At 65.2% G+C, this 25,928-nt stretch carries 26 protein-coding genes; 20 read left to right on the top strand and 6 right to left on the bottom strand.

Going from position 1 to position 25,928, the window contains the following annotated elements; translation table 11 throughout:
- Window positions 1-21: 21 nt before the first annotated feature.
- From EN786_RS29405 to erpA, 4 genes are all read right to left on the bottom strand, one after another.
- Entirely contained in the window at window positions 22-315 is a 294-nt protein-coding gene (locus tag EN786_RS29405; protein WP_127283792.1) for a hypothetical protein, read from the bottom strand.
- A 79-nt stretch (window positions 316-394) separates the two neighbouring features.
- Window positions 395-1,189: an exodeoxyribonuclease III gene (gene xth, locus EN786_RS29400; RefSeq protein WP_127283791.1), complete on the bottom strand. Its 795-nt coding sequence runs from the start codon at window positions 1,187-1,189 to the stop codon at window positions 395-397.
- The gene (locus EN786_RS29395) at window positions 1,186-1,590 is read right to left on the bottom strand and encodes a VOC family protein (protein WP_127283790.1); all 405 of its coding nucleotides are present in this window, start codon (window positions 1,588-1,590) and stop codon (window positions 1,186-1,188) included. The genes xth and EN786_RS29395 overlap by 4 nt, the downstream gene beginning before the upstream one ends.
- A gap of 10 nt (window positions 1,591-1,600) precedes the next feature.
- Window positions 1,601-1,948: an iron-sulfur cluster insertion protein ErpA gene (gene erpA / locus EN786_RS29390; protein ID WP_126054194.1), complete on the bottom strand. Its 348-nt coding sequence runs from the start codon at window positions 1,946-1,948 to the stop codon at window positions 1,601-1,603.
- A 69-nt stretch (window positions 1,949-2,017) separates the two neighbouring features.
- On the opposite strand from erpA, the gene EN786_RS29385 reads away from it, so the two are divergent.
- From EN786_RS29385 to EN786_RS29325, 13 genes are all read left to right on the top strand, one after another.
- Window positions 2,018-3,247, top strand: coding sequence for a deoxyguanosinetriphosphate triphosphohydrolase (locus EN786_RS29385; protein ID WP_127283789.1), 1,230 nt, complete (start codon window positions 2,018-2,020; stop codon window positions 3,245-3,247).
- A 64-nt stretch (window positions 3,248-3,311) separates the two neighbouring features.
- Window positions 3,312-5,069 (top strand): arginine--tRNA ligase, encoded by a 1,758-nt coding sequence (gene argS, locus EN786_RS29380; RefSeq protein WP_127283788.1) that lies wholly within the window; start codon window positions 3,312-3,314, stop codon window positions 5,067-5,069.
- Window positions 5,070-5,172: 103 nt separating this feature from the next.
- The gene (locus EN786_RS29375; RefSeq protein WP_135909175.1) at window positions 5,173-8,547 is read left to right on the top strand and encodes an SPOR domain-containing protein; all 3,375 of its coding nucleotides are present in this window, start codon (window positions 5,173-5,175) and stop codon (window positions 8,545-8,547) included.
- A 132-nt stretch (window positions 8,548-8,679) separates the two neighbouring features.
- Window positions 8,680-9,699 (top strand): beta-N-acetylhexosaminidase, encoded by a 1,020-nt coding sequence (gene nagZ / locus EN786_RS29370; protein ID WP_127311786.1) that lies wholly within the window; start codon window positions 8,680-8,682, stop codon window positions 9,697-9,699.
- A gap of 63 nt (window positions 9,700-9,762) precedes the next feature.
- A complete protein-coding gene (locus EN786_RS29365; protein WP_127286573.1) occupies window positions 9,763-10,563 on the top strand; it encodes a ScpA family protein in 801 nt (266 codons plus the stop codon).
- Window positions 10,560-11,315, top strand: coding sequence for an SMC-Scp complex subunit ScpB (gene scpB / locus EN786_RS29360; RefSeq protein WP_127286569.1), 756 nt, complete (start codon window positions 10,560-10,562; stop codon window positions 11,313-11,315). The genes EN786_RS29365 and scpB overlap by 4 nt, the downstream gene beginning before the upstream one ends.
- Before the next feature lie 180 nt (window positions 11,316-11,495).
- Complete coding sequence (locus tag EN786_RS29355; RefSeq protein ID WP_127286570.1) at window positions 11,496-11,717, top strand: twin-arginine translocase TatA/TatE family subunit; 222 nt, start codon at window positions 11,496-11,498, stop codon at window positions 11,715-11,717.
- A 29-nt stretch (window positions 11,718-11,746) separates the two neighbouring features.
- Window positions 11,747-12,535, top strand: coding sequence for a Sec-independent protein translocase protein TatB (gene tatB / locus EN786_RS29350; RefSeq protein ID WP_135909173.1), 789 nt, complete (start codon window positions 11,747-11,749; stop codon window positions 12,533-12,535).
- On the top strand, window positions 12,532-13,407 hold the full coding sequence (gene tatC, locus EN786_RS29345; protein WP_127285296.1) for a twin-arginine translocase subunit TatC: 876 nt from the start codon (window positions 12,532-12,534) through the stop codon (window positions 13,405-13,407). Before tatB ends, tatC begins: the two co-directional genes overlap by 4 nt.
- A 100-nt stretch (window positions 13,408-13,507) precedes the next feature.
- Window positions 13,508-14,812 (top strand): serine--tRNA ligase, encoded by a 1,305-nt coding sequence (gene serS / locus EN786_RS29340; protein ID WP_127311168.1) that lies wholly within the window; start codon window positions 13,508-13,510, stop codon window positions 14,810-14,812.
- Window positions 14,812-15,570, top strand: coding sequence for a 5'/3'-nucleotidase SurE (surE, locus tag EN786_RS29335; protein ID WP_127311167.1), 759 nt, complete (start codon window positions 14,812-14,814; stop codon window positions 15,568-15,570). The genes serS and surE overlap by 1 nt, the downstream gene beginning before the upstream one ends.
- The gene (locus EN786_RS29330) at window positions 15,567-16,226 is read left to right on the top strand and encodes a protein-L-isoaspartate(D-aspartate) O-methyltransferase (protein ID WP_127311166.1); all 660 of its coding nucleotides are present in this window, start codon (window positions 15,567-15,569) and stop codon (window positions 16,224-16,226) included. Before surE ends, EN786_RS29330 begins: the two co-directional genes overlap by 4 nt.
- 115 nt (window positions 16,227-16,341) lie before the next feature.
- The gene (locus EN786_RS29325; protein WP_127311165.1) at window positions 16,342-17,859 is read left to right on the top strand and encodes a peptidoglycan DD-metalloendopeptidase family protein; all 1,518 of its coding nucleotides are present in this window, start codon (window positions 16,342-16,344) and stop codon (window positions 17,857-17,859) included.
- A 138-nt stretch (window positions 17,860-17,997) separates the two neighbouring features.
- Here the strand turns inward: EN786_RS29325 and EN786_RS29320 are convergent, their stop codons facing one another.
- Together EN786_RS29320 and EN786_RS29315 are read right to left on the bottom strand one after the other, a co-directional pair.
- A complete protein-coding gene (locus tag EN786_RS29320) occupies window positions 17,998-18,822 on the bottom strand; it encodes an isocitrate lyase/phosphoenolpyruvate mutase family protein (protein ID WP_127285292.1) in 825 nt (274 codons plus the stop codon).
- A 124-nt stretch (window positions 18,823-18,946) separates the two neighbouring features.
- Window positions 18,947-19,822 carry an ATP-binding protein gene (locus tag EN786_RS29315; protein WP_127285291.1) on the bottom strand — a complete coding sequence of 292 codons (876 nt, stop codon included), beginning with the start codon at window positions 19,820-19,822 and terminating at the stop codon, window positions 18,947-18,949.
- A 274-nt stretch (window positions 19,823-20,096) separates the two neighbouring features.
- On the opposite strand from EN786_RS29315, the gene yajC reads away from it, so the two are divergent.
- From yajC to EN786_RS29280, 7 genes are all read left to right on the top strand, one after another.
- A complete protein-coding gene (gene yajC, locus EN786_RS29310; protein ID WP_041004168.1) occupies window positions 20,097-20,435 on the top strand; it encodes a preprotein translocase subunit YajC in 339 nt (112 codons plus the stop codon).
- Window positions 20,436-20,487: 52 nt separating this feature from the next.
- The gene (gene secDF, locus EN786_RS29305; RefSeq protein WP_127392845.1) at window positions 20,488-23,043 is read left to right on the top strand and encodes a protein translocase subunit SecDF; all 2,556 of its coding nucleotides are present in this window, start codon (window positions 20,488-20,490) and stop codon (window positions 23,041-23,043) included.
- Between the two features lie 10 nt (window positions 23,044-23,053).
- On the top strand, window positions 23,054-23,443 hold the full coding sequence (locus EN786_RS29300) for an Mth938-like domain-containing protein (RefSeq protein ID WP_127309816.1): 390 nt from the start codon (window positions 23,054-23,056) through the stop codon (window positions 23,441-23,443).
- 25 nt (window positions 23,444-23,468) lie between these two features.
- Window positions 23,469-24,287: a phytoene/squalene synthase family protein gene (locus EN786_RS29295; protein WP_127285297.1), complete on the top strand. Its 819-nt coding sequence runs from the start codon at window positions 23,469-23,471 to the stop codon at window positions 24,285-24,287.
- 81 nt (window positions 24,288-24,368) lie between these two features.
- Window positions 24,369-24,797 (top strand): hypothetical protein, encoded by a 429-nt coding sequence (locus EN786_RS29290; RefSeq protein ID WP_127309817.1) that lies wholly within the window; start codon window positions 24,369-24,371, stop codon window positions 24,795-24,797.
- Window positions 24,797-25,810: a sterol desaturase family protein gene (locus tag EN786_RS29285; protein ID WP_246688768.1), complete on the top strand. Its 1,014-nt coding sequence runs from the start codon at window positions 24,797-24,799 to the stop codon at window positions 25,808-25,810. The genes EN786_RS29290 and EN786_RS29285 overlap by 1 nt, the downstream gene beginning before the upstream one ends.
- Window positions 25,807-25,928: leucine zipper domain-containing protein (locus tag EN786_RS29280; protein ID WP_245474027.1), on the top strand; the 122-nt coding region annotated here is incomplete at its 3' end. The genes EN786_RS29285 and EN786_RS29280, both read left to right, overlap by 4 nt.

Genomic DNA, 25,928 nt, shown 5'->3' with positions numbered 1-25,928 from the left:
TGCCAAGTCACTCCAGGTAAATCAGTTCTCGGTCGGTTCCGTCGGCACCATGCTTGGCGCGGGCGTCGAGATCGGCGTGGTCATGACCGGCGGGGTCGTGCCCGGGCAGTCGTCATGGATCTTGGTCCACGAGGTGTTGTTGAGCACCATGTCGCAGCGGGCAAGGTGGCTTTCGCCGGCAATCGTCAGGCAGGCGGTCTCACCAATCTTGAACGATTTGCCGTTGGCAAGGCATGCCTGGGCGGCAAGCACCGGTGCCGGCGCGATCAACGCCAACACAAGGCCAGCCGAGCAAAGAACAAACCGGATCGCCATCGAACCCCCGCAGCAAGTCGCATCAAACGCGCAATTTGTGGCGATATCAGGGTTTTGCGGAGATTTGCGTGAGTAGCCCTCAGGCGGGCTGCAGCGCCAGCTCGATCGCCACCGGCACGTGGTCGGATGGCTTCTCCCAGGCGCGGACATGCTTTTCGACCGAGGCCGAGGAAAAACGGTTGGCGGCTTCGGGCGACAAAAGCAGGTGGTCGATGCGGATGCCGTTGTTCTTCTGCCAGGCGCCGGCCTGATAGTCCCAGAACGTGTAGACATCGGACGAATCGGTGACGGCGCGCACCGCTTCGGTGAAGCCGAGGTTCTTCAGCCGGCGGAAGGCCTGCCGCGTCTGCGGCTGGAACAGCGCGTCGCGCAGCCAGTTCTCCGGGAACCGGGCGTCGGCGGCTTCGGGGATGACGTTGTAGTCGCCGGCCAGCACCAGCGCCTCTTCGAGCCGCAGCCGCTCCTGCGCCCACCTCTCCAGCCGCGCCATCCACGACAGCTTGTAGGAGAACTTCTTCTCGTCGTCGATCGGATTGCCGTTCGGCAGATAGAGCGAGGCGACGCGCAGCGCGCCCCTGTCGGTCGAGAACACGCCCTCGATGAAGCGCGCCTGCTCGTCCTCGTCATCACCGGGCAAGCCCTTGATAACTTCATCGAAGCGCAGTTTCGACAGGAGGGCGACGCCGTTGAAGCCCTTCTGGCCATGGGTCTCGACATTGTAGCCGAGCGCCTCGACCTCGGCGCGCGGGAACTGTTCGTCGACCGATTTGATCTCCTGCAGGCAGACGATGTCGGGCGCGCTTTCGGTCAGCCAGTGGGTGAGGTTGCCGATGCGGGCGCGAACGCCGTTGATATTCCAGGTGACGATTTTCATGGATTGCCCTTGGGATCTTCGGACGGGAGGCGTTCGACGAGGCCGATCGTATTGCCTGCCGGGTCCTTTAGGAAGGCCATCCACTCGCTTTCCCCCGCCGGACCGAACTGGCCTTCGGTGTCGCGATGGACTAGTGCCGGCGGCGCGGTGAAGGGAATGCCCGCGGCCTTCGCCTGCGCATGGAAGGCTTCGAGGCCGGTAATGTCGAGATAGACGATGCCCGCCGGCACGCCATCGGTGAAGAACAGGCGCACGTCGCCGGCCATGATGAAGGCGATGCCCGGCGGATCGTAGCGCGCATGCACGCCCATGCCGAGCACGTCACGCCAGAAGGCGAGCGTGATGTCGAGATCGCGGCCGGCCGAGAGCGCGACCTGACGAACCGCCCCGACGGCAGGCATCCGATTTCAGCTAAACAGAAAAACTGGTGCCGCAGCCGCAGGAGGCGACGGCGTTCGGATTCCTGATCTGGAACGACTGGCCCATCAGGTCGTCGACGAAGTCGATCACCGAGCCGCCCATATAGACCAGCGACAGGTCGTCGATCAGCACGGTGGCGCCGTCCTTCTCGATGGCGACGTCGTCGTCGTTGCGTGTGTCGACGAGGTCGAACTTGTAGGAAAAGCCGGAGCAGCCGCCGCCTTCGACCGAGACGCGCAGCGCCGTCTTGCCTGGCTCGCCGGACACGATCCTGGCGATCCGCTTGGCGGCGGCGTCGGTCATCTCGACCTTCATGGCAGTCTTGGCATCGGCGCCCATGGCGTCACCTTGCTTTCGGTTTCATATGATAGGTATGAAGCGGGCGGGGCCAAGTCAACTGGTGGGTGAATGGACGAGCGGCAGGGCAAGGATGCTCTCGGCGACATAGGGTTCGGCTACCGGCCGCGCGCCGCCTATGCCAGCGATCCCGCGCGCTCGCGCGGGCGGCTGTTCGAGGAGGCCGAAAGCCCGACCCGTACGCCGTTCCAGCGCGATCGCGACCGCATCATCCATTCGACTGCCTTCCGCCGCCTGAAGCACAAGACGCAGGTGTTCGTCGCGCATGAGGGCGACCACTACCGCACCAGGCTGACGCATTCGATCGAGGTTGCGCAGATTGCGCGCGCTCTGGCGCGGGCGCTGCGCGGCGACGAGGATCTGGCCGAAGCCGTGGCCCTGGTGCACGACTTCGGCCACACGCCCTTCGGCCATACCGGCGAGGAGGCGTTGAATGAGAAGATGGCTGCCTGGGGTGGCTTCGACCACAATGCGCAGTCGCTGCGCGTGGTGACGCGGCTTGAGCGGCGTTATGCCGAGTTCGACGGGCTGAACCTCACCTGGGAAACGCTGGAGGGGCTGGTCAAGCACAATGGGCCGCTGACGGATGCCAAAGGGCAGGGGCTGAAGGGCCCGGTGCCGCAGGCGATCCGCGACTATTCGGAGCTGCATGATCTCGAACTCGACCGGTTTGCCGGCATCGAGGCGCAGTGCGCGGCGATCGCCGACGATATCGCCTACAACACCCATGACATCGATGACGGTCTGCGGTCGGGCTTCCTGACGCTGGACATGCTGGAGGACGTCACCTTGCCGGGCTCGATCCTGGCGAGCGTGCGGGAGCGCTATCCGGCGCTCGACGCCGTGCGCACCGGCCATGAACTGATGCGCCGCCAGATCACCATGATGGTCGAGGACGTGATTGCCTCCACCCACGCCAATCTCGAGCGCCTGAAGCCGGCAAGCGCCGACGACGTGCGGGCGGCGGGCGAGACGATGGTGACCTTCTCCGCCGGCATGGCCGCGACCGAGAAGGAATTGAAGGCCTTCCTCTACAAGCATCTTTACCGGCACAGCGAGGTCATGCGCGTGCGTGCCGACGCCGAAGGGATCGTCAGGGATCTGTTCGATGCCTATTTCGCCGATCCGCGCGCCATGCCCGACGGCTGGCGCGAAGGCCTCGATAGGGCGCAGGATCGCATCAAGGCGCGCAGCGTCGCCGATTTCCTGGCGGGCATGACCGATACCTACGCCCTGAAGGAACACCGTCGCTTGTTTGACCACACGCCCGATTTGAGCTAGGGCGAGCGCGATTTTGCCGGCCAACGAGCCGGATTCCCTAGCACAGCCGCCAGAGCCAGACCCAATGAACATCTTCGCCGATTTCAACGCGCGAGTCATAAAAGCCGTAGAAGCGCTTGACCTGAAAGACAAGGACGGCGCGCCGCTCGACCTGTCGCGCATCGCCGTCGAGCCACCGCGCGATGCCAGCCATGGCGATCTCGCCACCAACGCCGCGATGGTGCTTGCCAAGCCGACCGGGCAGAACCCGCGCGCGCTTGCCGAAAGGCTGGCCGAGGCGTTGCGTGGCGACGCCGACGTCGCGGCGGCCGATGTCGCCGGTCCGGGCTTCGTCAATCTCAGGCTGCATGACGGGTTCTGGCAGGCGCACCTGGCGGCGCTGCTCGGCGAGGGCCGCAACTATGGCCGCTCGACCATCGGCGGCGGCCGCAAGGCCAATGTCGAATATGTTTCGGCCAACCCGACCGGCCCGATGCATGTCGGCCATTGCCGGGGCGCGGTGGTGGGCGACACGCTCGCCAATCTGATGGCCTTCGCCGGCTACGACGTGACCAAGGAATATGTCATCAACGACGCCGGCTCGCAGATCGACGTGCTCGGCCGCTCGGCTTTGCTCCGCTACCGCGAGGCGCTCGGCGAGGCGATCGGCGAGATACCGGCCGGGCTCTATCCGGGCGACTATCTCATTCCGGTCGGCCAGGCGCTGGTAAAGGAGTTTGGCGGCAAGCTTTTGCAGATGCCGGAAGACGAGGCGCTCGCCATCGTCAAGAACCGCACCATCGATGCCATGATGGCGATGATCCGCGAGGATCTGGCGCTGCTCAACGTGCACCACGACGTGTTCTTCTCCGAGCGCACGCTGCATGCCGACAATGCCAGGAAGATCCGCTCGGCAATCGCCGACCTGACGCTGAAGGGGCATATCTACAAGGGCAAGCTGCCGCCGCCCAAGGGCGAGAAGCCGGACGACTGGGAAGATCGCGAGCAGACCTTGTTCCGCTCGACCGCCGTCGGCGACGACATGGACCGGGCGCTGGTCAAGTCGGACGGCTCCTTCACCTATTTCGCCGCTGATGTCGCCTATCTCAAGGACAAGGTCGACCGCGGCTTCGTCGACCTGATCTATGTCCTGGGAGCCGACCATGGCGGCTACGTCAAGCGGCTTGAGGCGCTGGCGCGCGCGGTCGCGGGCGACGAGGTGAAGCTCACCGTCCTGCTCTGCCAGTTGGTCAAGCTGTTCCGCGACGGCGAGCCGGTCCGCATGTCGAAACGGTCCGGCGATTTCGTCACGCTGCGCGAGGTCGTCGAAGAGGTTGGCCGCGACCCGATCCGCTTCATGATGCTTTACCGCAAGAACGACGCGCCGCTCGATTTCGACTTCGCCAAGGTGACCGAGCAGTCGAAGGACAATCCGGTGTTCTACGTGCAATACGCCTCGGCGCGCTGCCACTCGGTGTTCCGGCAGGCGAGCGAGCAGTTGGGCGAGGCCAATTTCGACCGCAATCGGCTGACGGCGTCGGTGGCTTCGCTCTCCGACGAGGGCGAAATCGGCCTGATCCGGAAGCTGGCTGAATATCCAAGGCTGATTGAGTCCGCGGCCCTTGCATTGGAGCCGCACAGGCTGGCATTCTACCTCTACGATCTGGCTTCCAGCTTCCATGGGCACTGGAACCGGGGGACGGATAATCCTGACTTACGTTTTGTTAAGGTTAACGACCGACAATTGACGTATGCCAGACTGGGGCTGGTGCAGGCTGTTTCGGACGTTTTGACGTCCGGCCTGACGCTGATTGGGGCCGAAGCGCCCACCGAGATGCGTTAGGTTTGACTAAAAAGCCTGTCACCTTTTGCCCACATTGCGCTGGTAAGGGCCAACCCTGCGCGACGTCCATGGCGTCCGACTGTGTGCGAGTTCGGGAACAATAATGGCAGACAGAACCCCGCTGAAAGTAGCCGATCACAACGACATCGCTGACGACGATCCGTTTGCGGAACTGACCAGGATCATGGGTTTCGACCCGCGCCAGCCGGTAAAGCCGCAGGTGCCTGTCCAGAAGGCTGCGCCCGCCAATCAGCCTGCCGCGGGCAGCGATTTCGACATCGACCTCGAGAAGGAGCTGATGGGCGAGTTCGGCGCCGAGGAAAGTGCCGCCGTCGCGCAGCCGCCAGAGCCGGCTTTCGAAACCGCAGCCTCCGTTGCGCTGGACGACGAGCTTGCGGCGTCGCTCGACCAGGACTTCGTGTTCGACGATATCGCGGACCATCACTTCGGCGCCCCGGCGCAAGCGGCCGCCGAGCCGCAGGCCGATGCGGAGCTCCAGGTCGAAGCGGAGTCGCAATTCGAAGCGGCCTTCGACGATGATTTCGGCCAGGCGGTCGCCAGTTCGCTCGAAGACGTCTCGCCGCTCGATGACGATCTGCCGATGGACGACGAGCTTGCCGCGTCGCTCGATCGCGAATTCCCGGGCGCCAATGAGGCGGTGGAGGCGGTCGACCACAACGTCGTCGAAGCTGCCGCGCCAGTGGCCGAAGCCGCTTTCGATGACGATCTCGAACATTCGGTTTCTCTGTCGCTCGAGGACGAGCTGACGCTAGACGGACATGGCCCTGCGGAGGATCATGCCGCGCCGGCCGTTGCTGCCGAATATGCAGCGCCTGTGCAGGCGGCTGCCGACCAGGCGATCCCCGAGGAGGACTTTTCCGGTCATTTCGACGAGGCGATGGCCGATGTCGACACGGATTTCGAAGCGCAGGCCGAAGAGCCGGCTGAAGCCACGCAGGCCGAAGAGCCGGCTGAAGCCGATGAGATGCCGGCCGTCGAAGCCCTCGCCGAGGCCGCCTATGCCGCTGACGATGCCGATCTGCGGGCTTTTGAGGACGAATTCGAAATCGATCACGCGCCGGTCGACGAGCCGGTGGCTGCCGAAGCGCCTGCCGAGGCCGCTTACGTCACCGATGCCAATGACGATGCTCCCGAATTCGTCGCGCAGGAAGCGTTCGACGACAATTTCGAGCTTGATATCGACGATGCGCCGACCGCCGAGGATCAACAGCCGGCAGCCGAAGCCGCTGCCGAGGAAATCGCTCCGATTGCGCCCGCCGTCGTCGCGGTCGAGCCGCCGAAGCCCGCCGCCGAAGAGCGGAGCCTCGAGGACGAACTCAACGCTCTCCTCGGCGCCATGAGCGCGCGGCCGGTTCCCGTCGCCAGGGAAGCCGAGCCCGTGCGTCAGCCGGTGATCGAGCCTCCCGCTCCCCAGCAACTGGCTGATGACCTCGATTGGAATCTCGACGGGCAGGAGCCAGCGTCCGGCGAGGATGCAGCGCCCTCCGCCGACATTGATTTCGACGACGACGCGTTCGATGCCGCCTTTGCCAGGGGTATCGGGGGCGATCAGGAGCCGAGCCATCCCGTGGCGTCGGCTTCCCCTTCGCAGGACTGGCTGCGCTCGGCACCGCCTGAGCCGGCGCGTTCCTGGAGCCGCGTGACACCGGTGGCAGCGGCCGCGCAGGCGACGTTCGCGGCCCAGCCGACGGCATCGGCGGCGCCGGTCTCGGCCGAGCCGTCATACCGGCAGGAGCCGGTCGTGGAGGAGGTTCCGGCCTATGCCGAGCCAGAGCCCGCGCCGCAGGACCAGCCGCAAGCCTATGACGAGATGCCCGACGTCGAAACCATCGACGTGCCGGAGCGTGTGGTGGCGCTTGCCGACGATCTCGATATTCCCGAGCTCAACTTCGAGGAAGAAAAGCCGGCGGCGCCAGCTTTTGACGATCTCGACGCGGAGTTCGCCGGCCTGCTGAACGACATGAACGCGGTCGATGTGGCGCCTGCGCCCGCACGCGCCGCCGCCTATGAGGACGACAGCTACGGCGCCGGGTTCAAGCCGGGCCACGATCACGGCGACGCGCGCGCCTATGCGGCGGCGAAGCCGGCTGAAATGCCGGCTGCCTCAGCGCCGGTTTCCCAGGCCGCCGCGACGGGCGGCTTCGACATTGACGATCTGCCGGGCAGCCGGCCGCTCGCGCAGGCCGACGATTTCGCGGTCGATGAGCTCGACTACGACCCCGAACTGGACCAAGAGATGGCGGTGCCGGGCCTTGCCGAGCGTGAGGCCGCCAGGCCGCGCGGCCGTGGCGTGCTGATCGCCGCCGTCGTCGGCGCCGTGGCCCTGGCCGGTGGTCTTGGCGCCTTTGCCTTGTCGTTTGGCGGCAAGGGCGGCAGCGAGGCGCCGGTTATCGTCAAGGCCGACAACGCGCCGATCAAGGTCAAGCCGGAGAATCCGGGCGGCACGGTGGTGCCGAACCAGGACAACAAGGTCTATGACGCGGTGGTCAAGGGTACCAAGCCGGCCGAGCCGGTGCAGGAAAAGCTGGTCACCAACACCGAAGAGCCGGTCGATGTGAAAGCCAAGGAGCCGGAGAGCCGCGTCGTCGATCTTTCGCCCGCCGATGCTGCGCCGGGCATGGACGATGTGGGCAATGCCGCCGCGACCGCGATGCCGGGCGTGGATGCGCAGGCCGGCGCGGATGCGGCGCCGGCGCCGAAATCCGAGGATCGCATAGCCCAGGTCCTGCAGGAAGCCGACAAAGGGACCAACCCGGAAGTCGTCGCTGTCGCGCCGCGCAAGGTCAGGACCATGATGGTCAAGCCCGATGGCTCGCTGGTTGCGCGAGAGGATCCTGCACCCGAGGCTGCTCCGCAGGTCGCTGCCGCCGAACCGGCCGATCCGGCGCCTCAGCATGTCGCCCCCGCGGCGCAGGCCGGTGCCGAGCAGACCGGCACCGTGGCGCCGGCGACCGATCAGGCAAGCGATCAGCCGACCGACGAGGTCGCCAGCGCCGACCAGTCCGATGCCGCTCAGCCGCTCAAGCCGGCGGCGCCGAAGCCCGAGGCCAAGGCTGAAGCCAAGACGCAGACCACCCACAGGCAGTCGGCCGACACGCCGGCCACTGTTCCGGTGGCGCCGCAGCGTCCGTCCGACCAGCCGGTCGACGTCGTCGGCGAGGTGAAGCCCGACCAGGTCGCCTCGATATCGCCGAGCGCGGCAGCGGCGGGCGGCGGTTCGTGGTCGATGCAGATCGCCTCGCAGCCGACGGTTGAAAGCGCGCAGTCCACCTACCAGGACCTGCAGCGCCGCTACGGCAGCGTGCTGTCGGGTCGCACCGCCAACATCGTCAAGGCCGAGATCGCGGGCAAGGGCACCTTCTACCGCGTCCGCGTGCCGGCGCAGTCGCGCAACGACGCGATCGCCCTGTGCACCAGCTACAAGGCGGCCGGCGGCAACTGCTTCGTGTCGCGCTGAGCCTGGCTGCAATCAATCAAACCGGCGCGGCCGCAGGGCTGCGCCGGTTTTTTGTGGACCGGGATCGGGCCTTCAGCCGCATGTTGGGCGGGGAGATTCCCTTTGTCCGCGCGAAGCCCTAAGCTTCCACGTATGACCGAATCAAAATCCATGATCCTCGGCTGCGCCGGGAAATCGCTCACCCCCGAGGAAATCCGTTTCTATCGCGGCGAACGACCGTGGGGGTTCATCCTGTTTGCCCGCAATGTCGGCGAGACCGAGCAGATCCGCGATCTGGTCGCCTCGATGCGCGACGCCGTCGGGCGCGCGGACGCGCCGGTGTTCATCGACCAGGAAGGCGGCCGGGTGCAACGCCTGCGGCCGCCATTGGCGCCGAACTATCCCGCGGGCGGCGCGCTCGGCGCGCTGTGGCGCAACGACCGCGAGGCTGGCCGCCGCGCCGCATGGCTGATGGCGCGGCTGCATGCCTTCGACCTGCTTCGCCATGGCATCACCGCCGATTGCCTGCCGGTGCTCGACGTGCCGGTGGAAGGCGCCAGCGACGTCATCGGCGCGCGCGCCTACGGCAAGGAGCCGGGCCCCGTCATCGAGCTTGGTCGCGCCGCCGCCGAGGGACTGATGTCGGGCGGCGTGCTGCCGGTGATGAAGCACATTCCGGGGCACGGGCGGGCCTTCGCCGACACACATTTCGAACTGCCGACGGTCGATACGCCGCTCAGCGAGCTGCGCAGCCATGATTTCGCTCCGTTCAAGGCGCTCAACCAATTGCCGATGGCGATGACGGCGCATGTCGTCTACAGCGCCGTCGATCCGAACAACCCGGCGACGACCTCGGCAAAGGTGGTCAACGACATTATCCGCAGCGAGATCGGCTTCGACGGGCTGTTGATGAGCGACGACACCTCGATGAAGGCACTTTCTGGGGATTTCCCGGCAAAGGCGGCGGCGATCCTTGCGGCGGGCTGCGATCTGGTCCTTCACTGCAACGGGGTTTTCGAGGAAATGTCGGGCATCGCGTCACGCACCACGGCGCTTACCGGCAAGCCACTCGAGCGCGCCGAGCGGGCGCTGACCTATATAAAGGATCGCGACCGCGCGAACGAAACCGAGATACGCGCCGAGTTTGCCACCTATTTCGACGCGGTGGCCTGACAGAGGAAAGAGACAGAGGCAGTGGCGGAAACATTGGACAGCAAGGCCGCGAAGGCCGCACCGATGGACCGTCTGTGGGCCGAGAACGACGATTCGCGCGTTACCGGCGACCCCTCGCTGGTCGTCGACGTCGCCGGCTTCGAGGGGCCGCTCGATCTGCTCCTGCATCTGGCGCGCAACCAGAAGGTCGATCTGGCGCGCATATCGATCCTAGCGCTGGCCGAGCAGTATCTGACCTTCGTCGAGCAGGTGAGGGCGCTGAGGCTGGAGCTTGCCGCCGACTATCTGGTGATGGCGGCGTGGTTGGCCTTCCTGAAGTCGAAGCTTCTGATCCCGAAGCAGCCGGGCGAAGAGGGCGAGAGCGGCGAGGAACTGGCTGCGGTGCTGCAGTTCCGGCTGAAGCGGCTGGAGGCGATGCGCGATGCATCCGCCAGGCTGGTCAACCGCAACCGGCTCGGCCGCGACGTGTTCGCGCGCGGCATGCCGGAAATGGTCATCATCGAGAAGCGCAACGCGTACTCCGCCTCGCTCTACGATCTGCTCACCGCCTATGCGCAGCAGCGCCAGAAGCAGGCGATCAACAATGTGACGATCGCCAGGCGTGGCGTGTGGTCGCTCAAGGATGCGCGCGACATCCTGAACAGGCTGGTCGGCACGCTCAGCGACTGGACGGCGCTGGACAGTTTCCTGATCGAGTATCTCGCCGCTCCGGAAGAGCGGCGCACGGCGGTCGCCAGCTCCTTTGCCGCGACGCTCGAACTGGTGCGTGAAGGCAAATTGGACTTGCGGCAGGAGCAGGTGTTCGCGCCGATCTATCTGCGCGGCCGCGCCCAAGGCATAAAGGCAGTCGAGGTGGTAGCATGAGCGAACGCGCCAACGCTTCGGTCATTCCGTTCAAGGTCGAGGACGAGGCCGAGGAAACTGCGGTCGAGCAGGCTTCGGTCGAGAATCCGGCCGAGCGGCTCGCTCTGGCGGAAGCCGTACGCATGGCCGAGGCGATCGTCTTCGCCAGCGCCGAGCCGGTCAGCGAAAAGCAGCTTGCCGCGCGTCTGCCCGACGGCATCAACATCGCCGCTGCGATGGCCGACCTGCAGCAGATCTATGCCAGGCGCGGCGTCAATCTGGTGCGTGTCGGCGATGCCTGGGCCTTCCGCACCGCCGGCGACCTGGCGTTCCTGATGAGCCGCGACACAGTCCAGCAAAGGAAGCTGTCCCGCGCGGCGCTCGAGGTTCTGGCGATCATCGCCTACCACCAGCCGGTGACGCGTGCCGAAATCGAGGACATCAGGGGCGTCGAAACCTCGAAGGGCACGCTCGACACGCTGATGGAGACGGAATGGATCAGGATGCGCGGCCGTCGCCGCACGCCCGGCCGCCCCGTCACCTACGGTACGACGGACGCCTTCCTCGACCATTTCGCGCTGGAGGAGATCCGTGATCTTCCAGGCATGGAGGAACTGAAAGGCGCCGGGCTGCTTTCGACCCGCATGCCGTCGAATTTCTCGGTGCCGCTGCCGCCGGCCGACCCCGACGCGCTGGCCGAGGACGAGGATGCATTGACCGACATCGACCTCGAGGAACTCGGTCTTCTAACGCCGCGCGTCACGGAAGATTGACCCGCCTGCCGCTGTCAAAAGCAGCGTTGCGAGGGTAGATGCGCCGATTGGTAGCGGGCGGCATTACCGAAAATGCGTGACATCCGCCGCGCTGTCATAAACTTTGTCGCGGTTGTGTTTGAATCCCAACGCGAAAGCGCATAGATCATCGCCAGGGAAAACATTCGAGAGAGAGTAGCTATGGGTTCGTTTTCGATTTGGCACTGGATGATCGTCCTGGTGATCGTGCTGCTGGTGTTCGGCCGCGGCAAGATTCCGGAGCTGATGGGCGACATGGCCAAGGGCATCAAGAGCTTCAAGAAGGGCATGGCCGACGACGACACCGCCGACGACAAGCGCACCGTCGAGCATCGCGCGGACGAGACCGTTTCGACGGTGAAGGAAAAGGCCAGCAAGAGCTGAGCCCGAGGTTCTAGTCGGAACAGATTGCCATGTTTGAAGTCGGCTGGACCGAGATGCTGGTGATCGCGGTCGTCATGATCGTGGTCGTCGGGCCGAAGGATTTGCCCAATATGCTGCGCACCTTCGGCCGCACGACGGCAAAGCTGCGTGCCATGGCCGGCGACTTCCAGAAGCAGTTCAACGAGGCGCTGAAGGAAGCCGAACTCGACGACGTCAAGAAGTCGGTGGACGAGCTCAGGGGCCTCAGCCCGGTCGCCGAGATCCGCAAGCAGCTCAATCCGTTCGAACAGGCGGCGGCCGATGTCCGCTCCGGCGTCGATGCCGCGATGAAGCCGAAGCCTGCCGTCGATCCGGCCACGCCGGCCGCTTCGACGCCGCAGGCCAGCGAGCCGCTGAAGAACGGCGCGACGGTATTGCCTGGCGTCGAGGCACCGGAAGCGACGCCGGCGGTGCCCATCTTCCCGGCGATGACCGACGATGCCGTTGTGGCGCCGGCAGTTGCCGCTGCAACGGCGGCGCCGCAGAAGGTGGACGCCAAGAAGCCGGCCGCGGCGAAGACTGCCAAGGCACCCGCAACCGTGGCGAAGGCTGCAAAGGCGCAGGCAAAGCCGACGCCAGTGAAAGCCGCCAAGCCAGCCGCACCAGCAAAGACATCGAAGCCGGCAGCTAGCAAGGCGGCGAATAAGTCTGAAGTGAAGGCGGCGCCAGTGACGAAGCCGGCGACGGCGAAGCCCTCGCCCAAGAAGACGGCGCCGGCGACGAAGTCCGCGCCGGCGACGAAGCCCGCGCCTAAGAAGACGGCGGGAGCCGCCAAGTGAGCGTCACGGATCAGGAACGAGACGAAATCGAGAAATCGTCGGCGCCATTGATCGAGCATCTGATCGAGCTGCGCCGGCGGCTGATCTGGTCGCTGGGCGGCTTCTTCGTCGCTTTCCTCGTCTGCTTCTTCTTCGCCAAGCGGCTGTTCAACCTCCTGGTCGTGCCGTTCAAATGGGCGACGCAGTGGGCCGGGCTCGACCCGCACAAGGTCGAGCTGATCTATACGGCGCCGCAGGAGTTCTTCTTCACGCAGGTCAAGCTCGCCATGTTCGGCGGCATGGTCATCGCCTTCCCGCTGATCGCCACGCAGATCTACAAATTCATCGCGCCCGGCCTCTACAAGAACGAGCGCAACGCCTTCCTGCCGTTCCTGATCGCCTCGCCGATCCTGTTCCTGATGGGCGCCTCGCTGGTCTATTTCTTCTTTACGCCGATGGTGATGTGGTTCTTCCTCGCCATGCAGCAGACCGGCACCAACGACCAGGTGCAGATCTCGCTGCTGCCGAAAGTCTCGGAATATCTCAGCCTGATCATGACGCTGATCTTCTCCTTCGGCCTGGTGTTCCAGCTGCCGGTGGTGACCAGCCTGATGACCAGGGTCGGCATGCTGTCGTCGAAGGCGCTGGCCGAGAAGCGCAAATGGGCGATCGTCATCGCCTTCGTCGTTGCCGCCGTGCTGACGCCGCCAGATCCGATGAGCCAGATCGGCCTGGCCATCCCGACCATCCTGCTCTACGAGGTCGCCATCTGGTCGGCCCGGCTGATCGAACGCAGCCAGGAGCGGGACCGTCTGGCGCGCGAGAAGCAGGAGGCAGACGAGACCGTGGCCGACAAGACGCCCGACGAGCCCTCGGCGCCGGCGGCATCGTAACGCGGCGGTGGCGGAAAACCGTAACCGCCGCCCGGCCCATCTTGCATCGATCGTGGATGCGGTTTACGCCCTCGAGCCTTAGCTCAGGAGCGTTCAGACCATGCTTGACATCAAATGGATTCGCGACAACCCGAAGGCCCTTGCCGAGGCGCTGGTCAAGCGCTCGTGGTCGGCGGCCGAGGCGCAGTCCACCGTCGACGGCCTGATCGCCAGCGACGAGGCGCGGCGCGAGCATCTGACCGAACTGCAGGTCAAGCAGGAACGCCGCAACGCCGCCTCGAAGGAGATCGGCAACGCCATGCGTTCGGGCGATGCAGCCCTGGCCGAGAAGCTCAAGGCCGAAGTCGGCGAGATCAAGGCCTTCATCCAGAACGGCGAGGCGCGCGAGCGCGAGCTCGACAAGGCGCTGAACGATGCGCTGGCGGTGCTGCCCAACGTGCCGCTGGATGAGGTTCCGGTCGGCAAGGACGAGCACGACAATGTGGTGAAGCGCATTGTCGGCGAGGTGCCTGCGCGCCCGAACTGGGTGAAGGAGCATTTCGAGGTCGGCGAAGCGCTGGGCATGATGGATTTCGAGCGGGCGGCGAAGCTGTCGGGCTCGCGCTTCACGGTGCTTAAGAGCCAGCTGGCGCGGATGGAGCGCGCGCTCGGCCAGTTCATGCTCGATCTGCACACGACCGAGCATGGCTATGAGGAAATCATCCCGCCGCTGATGGTCAAGGACGATGTCCTCTTCGGCACCAACCAATTGCCGAAGTTCGAGCTCGACCTGTTTTTCACGCCGCATGGCGACGGCAGGCTGGGCTTGATCCCGACCGCTGAGGTGCCGCTCACCAACCTGGTGCGCGAAGAAATCACCGCGCATGAAAAGCTGCCGCTGCGCTACACGGCGCTGACGCCGTGCTTCCGCTCGGAAGCGGGCTCGGCCGGGCGCGACACGCGCGGCATGCTGCGCCAGCACCAGTTCTACAAGGTGGAACTGGTCTCGATCACCGACCAGGAAAGCTCGATTGCCGAGCACGAACGGATGACGGCCTGCGCCGAAGAGGTGCTGAAGCGGCTGGAGCTGCCGTTCCGCACCATGACGCTGTGCACCGGCGACATGGGCTTCGGCGCGCGCAAGACCTATGACATCGAGGTCTGGCTGCCCGGCCAGAACGCCTATCGCGAGATTTCGTCCTGTTCGGTCTGCGGCGATTTCCAGGCAAGGCGCATGGATGCCCGCTACAAGGACAAGGACGGCAAGGGCAACCGTTTCGTCCACACGCTGAACGGTTCGGGCACCGCTGTCGGCCGCGCTCTCATCGCCGTCATCGAAAACTACCAGAATGAGGATGGCAGCGTAACCATTCCTGAAGCGCTTCGGCCTTACATGGGTGGTCTGACCAAGATCGAATCGAAGTAATGCGCATTCTCTTGACCAATGACGACGGCATCCATGCCGAGGGCCTGGCGTCGCTCGAACGCATCGCGCGCACGCTGTCGGACGACGTCTGGGTGGTGGCGCCGGAGCAGGATCAATCCGGCTACGCGCATTCGCTGTCGATCTCCGAGCCGCTGCGGCTGCGCAAGATCGGCGACAAGCACTACGCCGTGCGCGGCACGCCGACCGATTGCGTCATCATGGGTGTCAAGAAGATCCTGCCGGGCATGCCCGACCTCATCCTGTCCGGCGTCAATTCCGGCGCCAACATCGCCGACGACGTCACCTATTCCGGCACGGTCGCCGGCGCCATGGAGGGCGCATTGCTCGGCGTGCGCTCGATCGCGGTCAGCCAGGCCTATTCCTATGCCGGCGAGGACCGCGTCGTTCCCTACGAGACCACCGAGGCGCTGGCGCCGGTGCTGCTGAAAAAGCTGGTGGCGATGCCATTGCCGGACGGCGTGCTGCTCAACGTCAATTTTCCGAATTGCGCGCCCGACGAGATCGAGGGCACCGTCGTAACCTCGCAGGGCAAGCTGGTGCACAGCCTGTGGGTGGACGAGCGCCGCGACGGGCGCGGCCTGCCTTATTACTGGCTGCGCTTCGGCCGCGAGCCGGTCGAAGGCAAGAAGGGCACCGATCTCCATGCCATGCGCAACCGACTGGTGTCGGTGACGCCGCTGCAGCTCGACCTTACAGCTCATGAAATTCGCGACCAACTGACCAAGGCGCTCGCATGAACCAGCCGATTTCAGTCGACGACCGCGAAGGTTTTGCCGCCTTCCTGCTGCGCCTGCGCGGCCGGGGGTCGGCGCCGAAGCCGCTGATTGCCGCCTTCGAGGCGACGCCGCGCCGTGGCTTCCTGTCCGGACAGTTCCATTCGCTCGCCTGGTCGGACGGCATGCTGCCGATCGAATGCGGCGAGGCGATCGAGGGCGCCGACCTGCAGGCCGCGGTGCTCGCGGCGCTTGGCATCGAGCCCGGCAACCGCGTGCTGGAGATCGGCACCGGGACTGGCTACACGGCGGCGGTGATGTCGCGGCTGGCGTCGCGCATCGTCACCATCGACCGTTACAAGACGCTGACCGAGCAGGCCAAACAGCGCTTCGAGGCGCTCGGCATCGGCAATGTCATCGTCCGCCAGGCGGATGGCTCCAACGGATTGCCGAATGAAGGGCCGTTCGACCGCATCGTTGCCTGGGCGGCCTTCGACAACCTGCCGCGTTTCCTGCTCGACCAGTTGTCGAGCGGCGGTGTGGTCATCGCGCCGATCGGCCCGGAGGAGGGCGAGCAGGTGCTGGCAAAGCTCACCAAAGTCGGCAGCCGCTTCGAGCGCGAGGACATCGGTATCGTCAGGCTGCAGCCGATCCTGCGCAGCGTCGCCGCCGTCATCTGACACTCTTCGAATATTTTAAGAAAATTTTCGCCGGATTCTAAGGGGTTAACCGGCCAGTAACATTAACGCGCTTTAATCATGACCAGTTTGTACCGGGTCTGTGCGGGTTAGTGCGATGCAATTCAGTGTTTTGAAGGCAAACGGACGCAATCTGGCGCGTGGCTGCGCCGTCCTCATGATTGCAGGCGCCGCCGCGGGGTGCAGCTCCCAGGTCGCCCGCTTCAACGGTGTCGACGACGTCTTCACCTCCTCGACCAACAATCAACGCGCCATCATCGATAAACAGGACGCCGCCCAACCCTATCCGGGCGACACCGCGATGGCGCCGGCGCCGGTCGATGGCAGCCACACCCAGTCGGTGAGCCGCTCCAGCCTGGAGCCGGTTTCCGTGCAGCAGCTGCCGCCGCCGGTGTCACAGCCGGCCCAGGCGCCCGCCGCGAAGCCGATGCGCACCGCTTCGGCCCCGGTCCTGGCGCCGCCCGCCAAGCATGTCGACAGGACGACCACAGGCACCGTCGCCCCGGCGGCGAAGCCGTTCAAGGAGGCGCAGCCCGACTCGAAGATGGCGGCCGCCGGCACGCCGCACGCCACCGAGATCGTGGTCCGGGACGGCGAGACCATCTCCGGCCTGGCGCAGCGCTACAAGGTGCCGGCCGACGTGATCATGAAGGTCAACGGTCTGAGTGCGACCAAGGGCCTGAAGACAGGCCAGAAGCTGGTCATTCCCGCCTATGCCTATTCGAGCAAGGAGCCGGCGCAGAAACTCGCCGACACCAAGCCCGCGAATGCGCCGAAGCCCGCCAGCGCGCCCGAGAAGATCGCCGTGCTGCCGCAGCAGCCCAAGCTCAAGGACGGCAAGTCGGCCGCGCCGGTCGACGCTTCTGCCGCCGCCAGCGGATTGAAGGACGCCAAGCCCGCGACGCAGGTCGCCTCCGCCAAGCCGACTGGCGCCGGCGGCACCTACACGGTCCAGCAGGGCGACTCGCTGTCGTCCATCGCCAGGAAGACCGGTGTCGGCGTCGTGGCGCTGAAGCAGGCGAACGGCATGCAGGACGGCCTGCTCAAGATCGGCCAGACGCTGAAGGTTCCGGCCGGCGGCACGGCGACTGTCGCCGCCGCGAAGCCGGTCAAGGTCGACCCGGTGACGACGGCCACCACGCAGCCGGCGGCGAAGCCGACCGAGACGCTCGCCTCCTACACGCCGCCGAAGAAGGACGCCAAGGTCATCCAGCAGGCCGAGGACGACGACGCGGTGGCGCCGGATGCCACCGGCATCGGCAAGATGCGCTGGCCGGTGCGCGGCCGCGTGATCTCCAATTTTGGCGGCGGCAAGGACGGCGTCGACATCGCGGTCCCCGAGGGAACGCCGGTGAAGGCGGCCGAGAACGGCGTCGTCATCTATGCCGGCGACGGGCTGAAGGAATTCGGCAACACCGTCCTGGTGCGGCACGAGAACGGTCTGGTCACCGTCTACGGCCATGCCAGCTCGATCGAGGTGCAGCGCGGCCAGAAGGTCAAGCGCGGCCAGGAGATCGCGCTGTCGGGCATGAGCGGCACCACCGACTCGCCGAAGCTGCACTTCGAGGTGCGCAAGAACTCCGCCCCGGTCGATCCGTCGGGCTATCTCGAATAGAAGAAGAACAATTGCGGGCCGTCTGAGACCTCCAGTCCAGCCCGCCGGCTCAGCCCGCTCCGCAAGGGGCGGGCTTTTTCAGTCGCTGCCGGCACCGCTTTGGCAAACGTCCAGCGCCGCGGCAGACGGGTGGCGAACTCAAGCTTGCGTTGATCCGGTGAAGAAGCCTTCCAGTTCCGCGAAGCCCATCGCTTTCTCGGAAAACCGGAAGGTGCCCGCGGATTTCATCTCCCGCACGGCGTGGACGAACTTGCCATAGGCGAGCCGCGCCAGCGCCGAGCCGACGCTGATCCGCTTGACGCCAGCATCCGCCAATTCGGCCACGCCAAACGTGGCGCCGGGCATGCCCATGACGACATTGACCGGTTTCGTCACGGCGCCGCAGACGGTGCGGATCATGCCGAGGTCGTGGAGGCCGGGCGCATAGAGCACATCGGCGCCGGCCTTCTCGAAAGCCTGCAGCCTTCTGATGGTGTCATCCAGATCGGGGCGGCCCCAGAGGAAGTTCTCGCAGCGCGCCGTCAGGACGAAATCATCCGGCAGGGCGCGGCGCGCCTGTGCGGCCGCCTCGATCCGCTCGACCGCCAGCGCGAATTCATAGATCGGATCGTCATGCCTGCCGGTATGGTCTTCGAGAGAACATCCGGCCAGGCCGATGCCGGCCGCGGCCTCGATCGTCTCGGCAGCACTTTGCGGACTGTCACCGAAGCCCTTTTCGAGATCGGCGGAGACGGGCAGTGGCGTTGCCGCCACGATGGACCGACAGTGACTTAGCGTATCTTCTCGCGAGACCTGTCCTTCGGCGACGCCAAGGGAGAACGCCATGCCGGCACTGGTGGTGGCGAGGGCCCGAAAACCCATGGCCGCCAGAATCCGTGCCGTGCCTATGTCCCAGGGATTGGGAATGATGAACGTACCTGGTTCCTGATGAAGCCTGCGAAACGCCGCGCCCTTGCTATCCAATGCGTTCTCCTTCGGGCCTTCGAGTCACCGAAGGAAGATGACACAACGATCGGAACAAATAAAGAACAAGCGCTGCTTGGTCGTAACGTCAGCAGGCCTCATGCCTGCTTTCGGATGACAGCTCTCAGTCCGTCAGCGGCTTGCCGAGACGTCCCGCCAGATCCTGTGTGAACTGCCAGGCGACGCGGCCGGAGCGGCTGCCGCGCGTCGTCGCCCATTCCAGCGCCTCGGCGCGCAGCGTCTCGGGGTCGATGGCCAGGCCGTGATGGCGGACATAGCCGTCGATCATGTCGAGATATTCGTCCTGCGAGCATTTGTGGAAGCCGAGCCAGAGGCCGAAACGGTCGGACAGCGAGACCTTCTCCTCGACCGCTTCAGAGGGATTGATGGCGGTCGAGCGCTCATTGTCGATCATGTCGCGCGGCAACAGATGCCGCCGGTTCGAGGTGGCGTAGAAGATGACATTGGTCGGACGGCCTTCGACGCCGCCTTCCAGTGCCGCCTTCAGCGACTTGTAGGACGTGTCGTCATGGTCGAAGGAGAGGTCGTCGCAAAACAGGATGAAGCGGAAGGGGGCGGCCTTGAGCAATCCCATCAGCTTGGGCAGCGTGTCGATGTCCTCGCGGTGGATCTCGATCAGCTTGAGCGGCCGATCGAGCTTGTCGGAGGCATTGACCGCTGCGTGCACCGCCTTGACCAGCGACGATTTGCCCATGCCGCGCGCACCCCACAACAGCACATTGTTGGCGGCAAAGCCCGAGGCGAAGCGCTCGGTGTTGTCGACAAGGATGTCTCGGACGCGATCGACGCCGCGGATCAGCCCGATGTCGACGCGGTTGACCTTGCGCACCGGCTCCAGATAGCCGGGATCGGCCTGCCAGACGAAGCAATCGGCCCCGGCAAGGTCTGTTTGCGGCACCGGCGGCCGGGCAAGCCGGGTGACCGCTTCGATCAGGCGGTCGAGCTTCTGGTTCAGGGCGTCGAGGGTGCTGTCGGTCATGTCTTGTCTTTTGATCTGGCGTTCGGGATCTGGCAGGCGGAAATCCGCTCTTTCGCGGCGGGATAAGAACCGCTTCCAACCTTTTGCCGGAGCATGATCTTTTCCGCGGACCGCACCCGGCATTCGGCGATCATGCTCTAACACGCGCCAACCGGCCGGAAAAGCAGCGGATTCGCCCGGCGGCGCAGTTGCATTGGCAACTTTACCGACTATATTCCGGCCAAATTTCGCGGGGCCGCCTTGTGGCGGTTTTTCACCATTCAGGAGTTTCTTGATGTTCGTTACACCGGCATACGCCCAGGGCGTCGGCGCCTCGCCAGACATGTTCATCAGCATTTTGCCGTTTGTCCTGATTTTCGTGATCATGTATTTTCTGATCATCCGGCCGCAGCGCGCGCAGCTGAAGAAGCGCCAGGAAATGCTCTCGGCGGTGCGGCGTGGCGATACGGTCGTGACCGGCGGCGGTTTCGTCGGCAAGGTGACCAAGGTGATCGACGACAACGAACTGGAGATCGACCTCGGCGGCGGCACCAAGGTGACGGCGCTGCGCTCGACGATCTCGGACGTGCGCGTCAAGGGCGAGCCGGTGGCGAACCAGAACGCCAAGAAATAACCGAATTGAAGGCGGAACGCTGCCGCTTGTACGCCTGAACGGATAAGAACGAATGCTCTATTTTTCGCGCCTGAAGATGATCCTGATCTGGCTGGCCGTGGCCGCCACCGTGGTCCTCGCCGCGCCCAATCTCTTCCCCGCCAGCACGTTGGCGCAATTGCCCAGCTGGGTGCCGAAGCGGCAGATGACGCTCGGCCTCGACCTGCAGGGCGGTTCGCACATCCTGCTTCAAATGAACCAGAACGACCTGATCAAGGATCGGCTGGAGACCTCGCGCGACGAGATCAGGACGCTGCTGCGCGACGCCAACCCCAAGATCAATTACACCGGCCTTTCCGGATCGGGCCGCACGGTGCAGGTCCGCATCACCGATCCCAGCCAGCTTGACGCCGCCAAGAAGGTGCTGAAGCCGCTGACCGACCCGGTGGCGGCGGGTCTCTTCACCGGCGGATCCGTCCAGGAGATGACGCTGGACGATTCCGAGCCCGGCCTGCTCAAGTTCACGGTGACCGACGCGGGCATCAAATACCGCACCTCGACGGCGCTGACGCAGTCGATCGAGGTCGTCGAGCGGCGCGTCAACGAGCTCGGCACGACCGAGCCGATCGTGCAGCGGCAGGGCGACGACCGCATCCTGGTCCAGGTGCCCGGCCTGCAGGATCCGCAAAGATTGAAGGAAATCCTCGGCCAGACCGCCAAGCTGACGTTCCAGATGGTCGACCAGTCGATGCCGGTCCAGGACGCGCTCAACGGCCGTCCGCCGGCAGGCTCCTCGATCCTCTATTCGCAGGACGATCCGCCGGTACCCTATCTGATCGAGAACCGCGTCATCGTGTCGGGCGAGAACCTGGTCGATGCGCAGGCGACCTACAATTCGCAGAACAACGAGCCGGTCGTTTCCTTCCGCTTCGATTCCAAGGGCGCCACCCGCTTCGGCCAGGCGACGGCGCAAAATGTCGGCAAGCTGTTTGCCATCATCCTCGACAACCAGGTGATCTCGGCGCCGCAGATCCGCGAGCCGATCCTCGGCGGCACCGGCCAGATCTCCGGCAATTTCACCGCCCAGAGCGCCAACGACCTCGCCGTGCTGCTGCGCGCCGGCGCGCTGCCGGCGACGCTGACGGTGATCGAGGAGCGCACGGTGGGTCCGGGCCTGGGGCAGGACTCCATTCATGCCGGCAAGGTCGCCGGCATCATCGGCTCGATCCTCGTGGTCGCCTTCATGTTCGTCGCCTACGGCTTCCTCGGCTTCCTGGCCAACATCGCGCTTGCGGTGCATGTGGCGATGATCGTCGGGCTGTTGTCGCTGCTTGGCGCGACGCTGACCCTGCCTGGTATCGCGGGTATCGTGCTGACCATCGGCATGGCGGTGGACTCCAACGTGCTGATCTATGAGCGCATCCGAGAGGAGCGGCGGGCCGGCCGCTCGGTCATCCAGGCGATCGACACCGGCTTTACCAAGGCGCTGGCGACCATCGTCGATTCCAACGTGACGTCGCTGATCGCGACCGTGGTGCTGTTCTATCTCGGCACCGGGCCGGTGAAGGGCTTTGCCATCACCTATGCCATCGGCATCCTGACCACGGTCTTCACCGCCTTCACCTTCACCCGGCTGCTGGTGTCGATCTGGCTGCGCCGCGCGCGGCCGAAGGAACTGCCGCGCGCTCCGGTGACCTTCATTCCGCCCGGCACGAAGATCCCGTTCATGGGCATCCGCCGCTGGACATTCGCGCTCTCCAGCCTGCTGTCGATCCTGTCTGTCGTGCTGTTCATGACCGTCGACATCAACTACGGCATCGACTTCAAGGGCGGCTCGCTGATCGAGGTGCAGTCCAAGAGCGGCAATGCCGATCTCGCCGACATCCGCGGCAGGCTGACGGAACTCAACATCGGCGAAGTGCAGGTGCAGCAGTTCGGCGAGCCGAACGACGTGCTGATCCGCGTCGGCACCCAGGAGGGTGGCGAGAACGCCGAGCAGACCGTCATCGACAAGGTGCGCGGCGAGCTGCAGGACCAGTATGATTTCCGCCGCGTCGAAGTGGTGGGACCGACGGTTTCGGGCGAGCTCGCCAAGCAGGGCACGATCGCCATGCTGATCGCGCTGCTCGGCATCCTGGTCTATGTCTGGTTCCGCTTCGAATGGCAGTTCGCGGTCGGCGCCATCATCGCGACCGTGCACGACGTGGTGATGACCATCGGCTTCTTCGTCATCACCGGACTGGAATTCAACCAGTCGTCGCTGGCGGCAATCCTGACCATCATCGGATATTCGCTGAACGACACCATCGTCGTCTACGACCGCGTCCGCGAGGATCTTCGGAAATACAAGAAGATGCCGCTGCCGCAGCTGTTGAACAACGCCATCAACGAGACGCTGTCGAGAACGACGCTGACCTCGGTGACGACGATCCTGGCGCTGCTCGCGCTGGTGCTGTTCGGCGGCGAGGTGATCCGCTCGTTCACCATGGCGATGCTGTTCGGCGTGGTGTTCGGCACCTATTCGTCGATCTTCATCGCCGCGCCGCTGCTGATCCTGTTCAAGTTGCGGCCGCAGGCCACGTCCGCCGACGAGGAGAAGCCGGTGAACGGCAAGGCCGTGGCGACCTGACGCCGCGGCCGTGGCCAAGGGCATCGTCATCCGCGAGGCGCATTTCCCCGGCCGGGCGCCGATCGAGGCCTATGGCAATGGCGGCTTCCGCTTCGCCGATATGTCGCATCGCGGCTCGCTGCTCTGCCTGCCGTCCGGCATCCATGGCTGGGAGCCGGCCGATCCGCTGGCGTTGACGGTGGCGGACTTCAGCAAGCTGCTCGCCGAGGCCGGCAAGGTCGAGATCGTGCTGGTCGGCACCGGCAAGGATCTGCGGCCGCTGCCTGCGGCGCTGCGCGCGGCATTGAAGGAAGCCGGCATCGCCGCCGATCCGATGTCGACCGGCGCGGCGGTGCGGACCTACAATGTCCTGCTCGCCGAAGACCGCGCCGTGGCCGCGGCGCTGATTGCCGTCGACTGACGTGGCCGATACCGCCAACATCGTCATGGATGCGGTGCGCGCTTCCGACCATGACCGTTATCTCAGCGCGCTCTACGCGCCCGCCGACAAGCGCGACGCGCTGTTTTCGCTCTATGCCTTCAATGCAGAGATCGCGTCCGTTCGCGACCGTATCCACGAGCCGTTGCCCGGCGAGGTACGGCTGCAATGGTGGCGCGATGTCATCGCGGCAGAGAACGATGCGGAGACCGGCCATCCGATCGCCGATGCGCTGAGGGCGACGATAGCGGCCAACCGCCTGCCGAAGCCGGCCTTCGACAACATGCTCGAAGCGCGCATCTTCGATCTCTATGACGACGCGATGCCGTCGCGCACCGACCTCGAAGGCTATTGCGGCGAGACCGCCGCTGCGCTCATACAGCTTGCGGCAATGGTGCTCGATCCCCAGGAGGCGCCGCGCTTCGCCGAATTGGCTGGGAGGGCGGGCTGCGCCCAGGCGATCACGGGCCTTCTGCTGCTGTTGCCGCTGCATCGTCGACGCGGCCAATGCTTCGTGCCGGCGGATATCCTTGCGGCGGCTGGCTCTTCATCGGAAGAGTTCGTCAAAGCGGACGGCGGCCCCGGCGCGCAGCGCGCGGTGGCGGCGGTGATCGCGCTGGCGCGCGAGCATCTCAGTGCTTTCGAGCGCGGCGCCGCCGCGCTGCCGGCTTCGCTGCGCCCGGCCTTCCTGCCGCTGGTGCTGACGCGCGCCTATCTCGGCAAGATGGAAGGGCGCTCGCCGCTCGATGGCGCTGCGCGGCTTTCGGCTTTGCGCCGGCACTGGCTGCTGCTGCGTCGCGCCTCGAAAGGCTGGCCGGCCATTTGACGTAAACGTCAATCGTGCTAGGTGTTCTGCCGGTCGGACTCGCGTCGAAGAAGCGCAAGCCGCCGGAGGAGATGCCATTCCATGAGCCTGCCCGTGCTGGTCGCCCTTGTCGTGTTCGGCATCGCGCTGTCGGTCGCGGCCGTGCATTTCACTGGCGGCACCACGACCGCGACGCTTGCCGGCACGGATCAGGCGCTGCAGCGTTTTGCCGAGGATTTTCCCGATGAAAAGCCGGCGGCGGTGCGTCTGACGGCGGACCGCCGGGCGGCATTCCTCGAACTCGGGCCGGCGCGCGCCGGTATCGTCAGCAGCATCGGCGATTGCTTCCTGACGCGCATCGTCACGCCGCGCGACATCCTGGCCCTGACCGTCGACGATCCGCTTTCGATCTCCATCAGGCCAAACGACTTCACCTGGCAGGGCGGCCGGTTCGCCTTTGCCGATGAGGCCGACGCCAGAGCTGTGGCGGCTGCATTGCAGGACCATGATCGGACCCGGGAGGCCGCGTGATGGACGACTACAATTTTCCGCAGGTCACCCAGCTCGCCATCCCGTTCTTCGTCGCCGCCATCCTGATCGAGCTCTGGCTGGTGCGCACAGGCCGCGCCAAGGGATCATTCGAGACGCGCGACACGCTGACCAGCCTGATGATGGGCACCGGCAACGTCGTTGCAGGGCTGCTGCTCGGTGTTGTGTCCTACTGGGCGCTGCTGTGGCTTTGGCAGTTCCGCTTCTTCAATCTCGGCCTGTCGGTCTGGGTGTTCCTCGCCGCCTTCCTGCTCGACGATTTGCGCTACTATGTCTACCACCGCATCGCGCACCGGGTGCGCTGGGTGTGGGCCGAGCATGTCAATCACCATTCCAGCCAGCACTACAATCTCTCGACGGCGCTGAGGCAAAGCTGGACCGGGCTTTTCACCTTCATGTTCGTGCTGCAGGCGCCGCTGGTGCTGCTCGGCTTCCATCCGGCGGTGATCGCCTTCGTCTTCGGCTTCAACCTCGTCTGGCAGTTCTGGATCCACACCGAGACGATCGGCAAGATGTGGGGCTGGTTCGAATTCATCTTCAACACGCCCTCGCATCACCGCGTCCACCACGCCACCAATCCGCGCTATCTCGATGCCAATTATGCCGGCACGCTGATCATCTGGGACCGGATGTTCGGCACCTTCGTCAAGGAGCTGGAGGAGGACCCGCCGCGCTTTGGCATCGTCAAGAACATCGGCACCTTCAACCCGCTGAAAGTGGCGTTCCACGAATGGATCGGCATGTTCAAGGATGCGCTGGCGCCGGGCCTGACGCTCGCGCAGCGGCTGAGTTATCTCATCCAGCCGCCGGGCTGGAGCCATGACGGCTCGCGCGATACGTCCGAGACGCTGAAGGCAGCTTACGTGCGGAGGAATCCGGGAGAGGCGGGGAAGCCGGGGTTGCCTAGTTGTGAGCTTTCGGGAGGTTGTCCATTCGGACCGGACCGGGGAGACTGGAGTTACCAAGCTTCAGCACTCACCGGAGGGTCCGAATGAACATCCATAAGAATGCCCGTCTCACACCGCTGCGTCGAGAGGAGATGGCGCTGTCGGTGATAGAAGGCGCTTTCTCCAAAGCCCATGCGGCGCGTGTCTACGGCGTGTCGGCCAAGAT

The organism is Mesorhizobium sp. M4B.F.Ca.ET.143.01.1.1 (assembly GCF_004792275.1).
Taxonomy (GTDB): domain Bacteria; phylum Pseudomonadota; class Alphaproteobacteria; order Rhizobiales; family Rhizobiaceae; genus Mesorhizobium; species Mesorhizobium abyssinicae.
This window is presented reverse-complemented; position numbering and strand designations above follow the sequence as displayed.

Bases quoted from the DNA above. Each gene is read 5' to 3' on its own strand.
- EN786_RS29405 (WP_127283792.1), bottom strand. From the start codon at position 315: ATGGCGATCCGGTTTGTTCTTTGCTCGGCTGGCCTTGTGTTGGCGTTG.
- xth (WP_127283791.1), bottom strand. From the start codon at position 1,189: ATGAAAATCGTCACCTGGAATATCAACGGCGTTCGCGCCCGCATCGGC.
- EN786_RS29395 (WP_127283790.1), bottom strand. From the start codon at position 1,590: ATGCCTGCCGTCGGGGCGGTTCGTCAGGTCGCGCTCTCGGCCGGCCGC.
- erpA (WP_126054194.1), bottom strand. From the start codon at position 1,948: ATGGGCGCCGATGCCAAGACTGCCATGAAGGTCGAGATGACCGACGCC.
- EN786_RS29385 (WP_127283789.1), top strand. From the start codon at position 2,018: ATGGACGAGCGGCAGGGCAAGGATGCTCTCGGCGACATAGGGTTCGGC.
- argS (WP_127283788.1), top strand. From the start codon at position 3,312: ATGAACATCTTCGCCGATTTCAACGCGCGAGTCATAAAAGCCGTAGAA.
- EN786_RS29375 (WP_135909175.1), top strand. From the start codon at position 5,173: ATGGCAGACAGAACCCCGCTGAAAGTAGCCGATCACAACGACATCGCT.
- nagZ (WP_127311786.1), top strand. From the start codon at position 8,680: ATGACCGAATCAAAATCCATGATCCTCGGCTGCGCCGGGAAATCGCTC.
- EN786_RS29365 (WP_127286573.1), top strand. From the start codon at position 9,763: ATGGACCGTCTGTGGGCCGAGAACGACGATTCGCGCGTTACCGGCGAC.
- scpB (WP_127286569.1), top strand. From the start codon at position 10,560: ATGAGCGAACGCGCCAACGCTTCGGTCATTCCGTTCAAGGTCGAGGAC.
- EN786_RS29355 (WP_127286570.1), top strand. From the start codon at position 11,496: ATGGGTTCGTTTTCGATTTGGCACTGGATGATCGTCCTGGTGATCGTG.
- tatB (WP_135909173.1), top strand. From the start codon at position 11,747: ATGTTTGAAGTCGGCTGGACCGAGATGCTGGTGATCGCGGTCGTCATG.
- serS (WP_127311168.1), top strand. From the start codon at position 13,508: ATGCTTGACATCAAATGGATTCGCGACAACCCGAAGGCCCTTGCCGAG.
- surE (WP_127311167.1), top strand. From the start codon at position 14,812: ATGCGCATTCTCTTGACCAATGACGACGGCATCCATGCCGAGGGCCTG.
- EN786_RS29330 (WP_127311166.1), top strand. From the start codon at position 15,567: ATGAACCAGCCGATTTCAGTCGACGACCGCGAAGGTTTTGCCGCCTTC.
- EN786_RS29325 (WP_127311165.1), top strand. From the start codon at position 16,342: ATGCAATTCAGTGTTTTGAAGGCAAACGGACGCAATCTGGCGCGTGGC.
- EN786_RS29315 (WP_127285291.1), bottom strand. From the start codon at position 19,822: ATGACCGACAGCACCCTCGACGCCCTGAACCAGAAGCTCGACCGCCTG.
- yajC (WP_041004168.1), top strand. From the start codon at position 20,097: ATGTTCGTTACACCGGCATACGCCCAGGGCGTCGGCGCCTCGCCAGAC.
- secDF (WP_127392845.1), top strand. From the start codon at position 20,488: ATGCTCTATTTTTCGCGCCTGAAGATGATCCTGATCTGGCTGGCCGTG.
- EN786_RS29295 (WP_127285297.1), top strand. From the start codon at position 23,469: ATGGATGCGGTGCGCGCTTCCGACCATGACCGTTATCTCAGCGCGCTC.
- EN786_RS29290 (WP_127309817.1), top strand. From the start codon at position 24,369: ATGAGCCTGCCCGTGCTGGTCGCCCTTGTCGTGTTCGGCATCGCGCTG.
- EN786_RS29285 (WP_246688768.1), top strand. From the start codon at position 24,797: ATGGACGACTACAATTTTCCGCAGGTCACCCAGCTCGCCATCCCGTTC.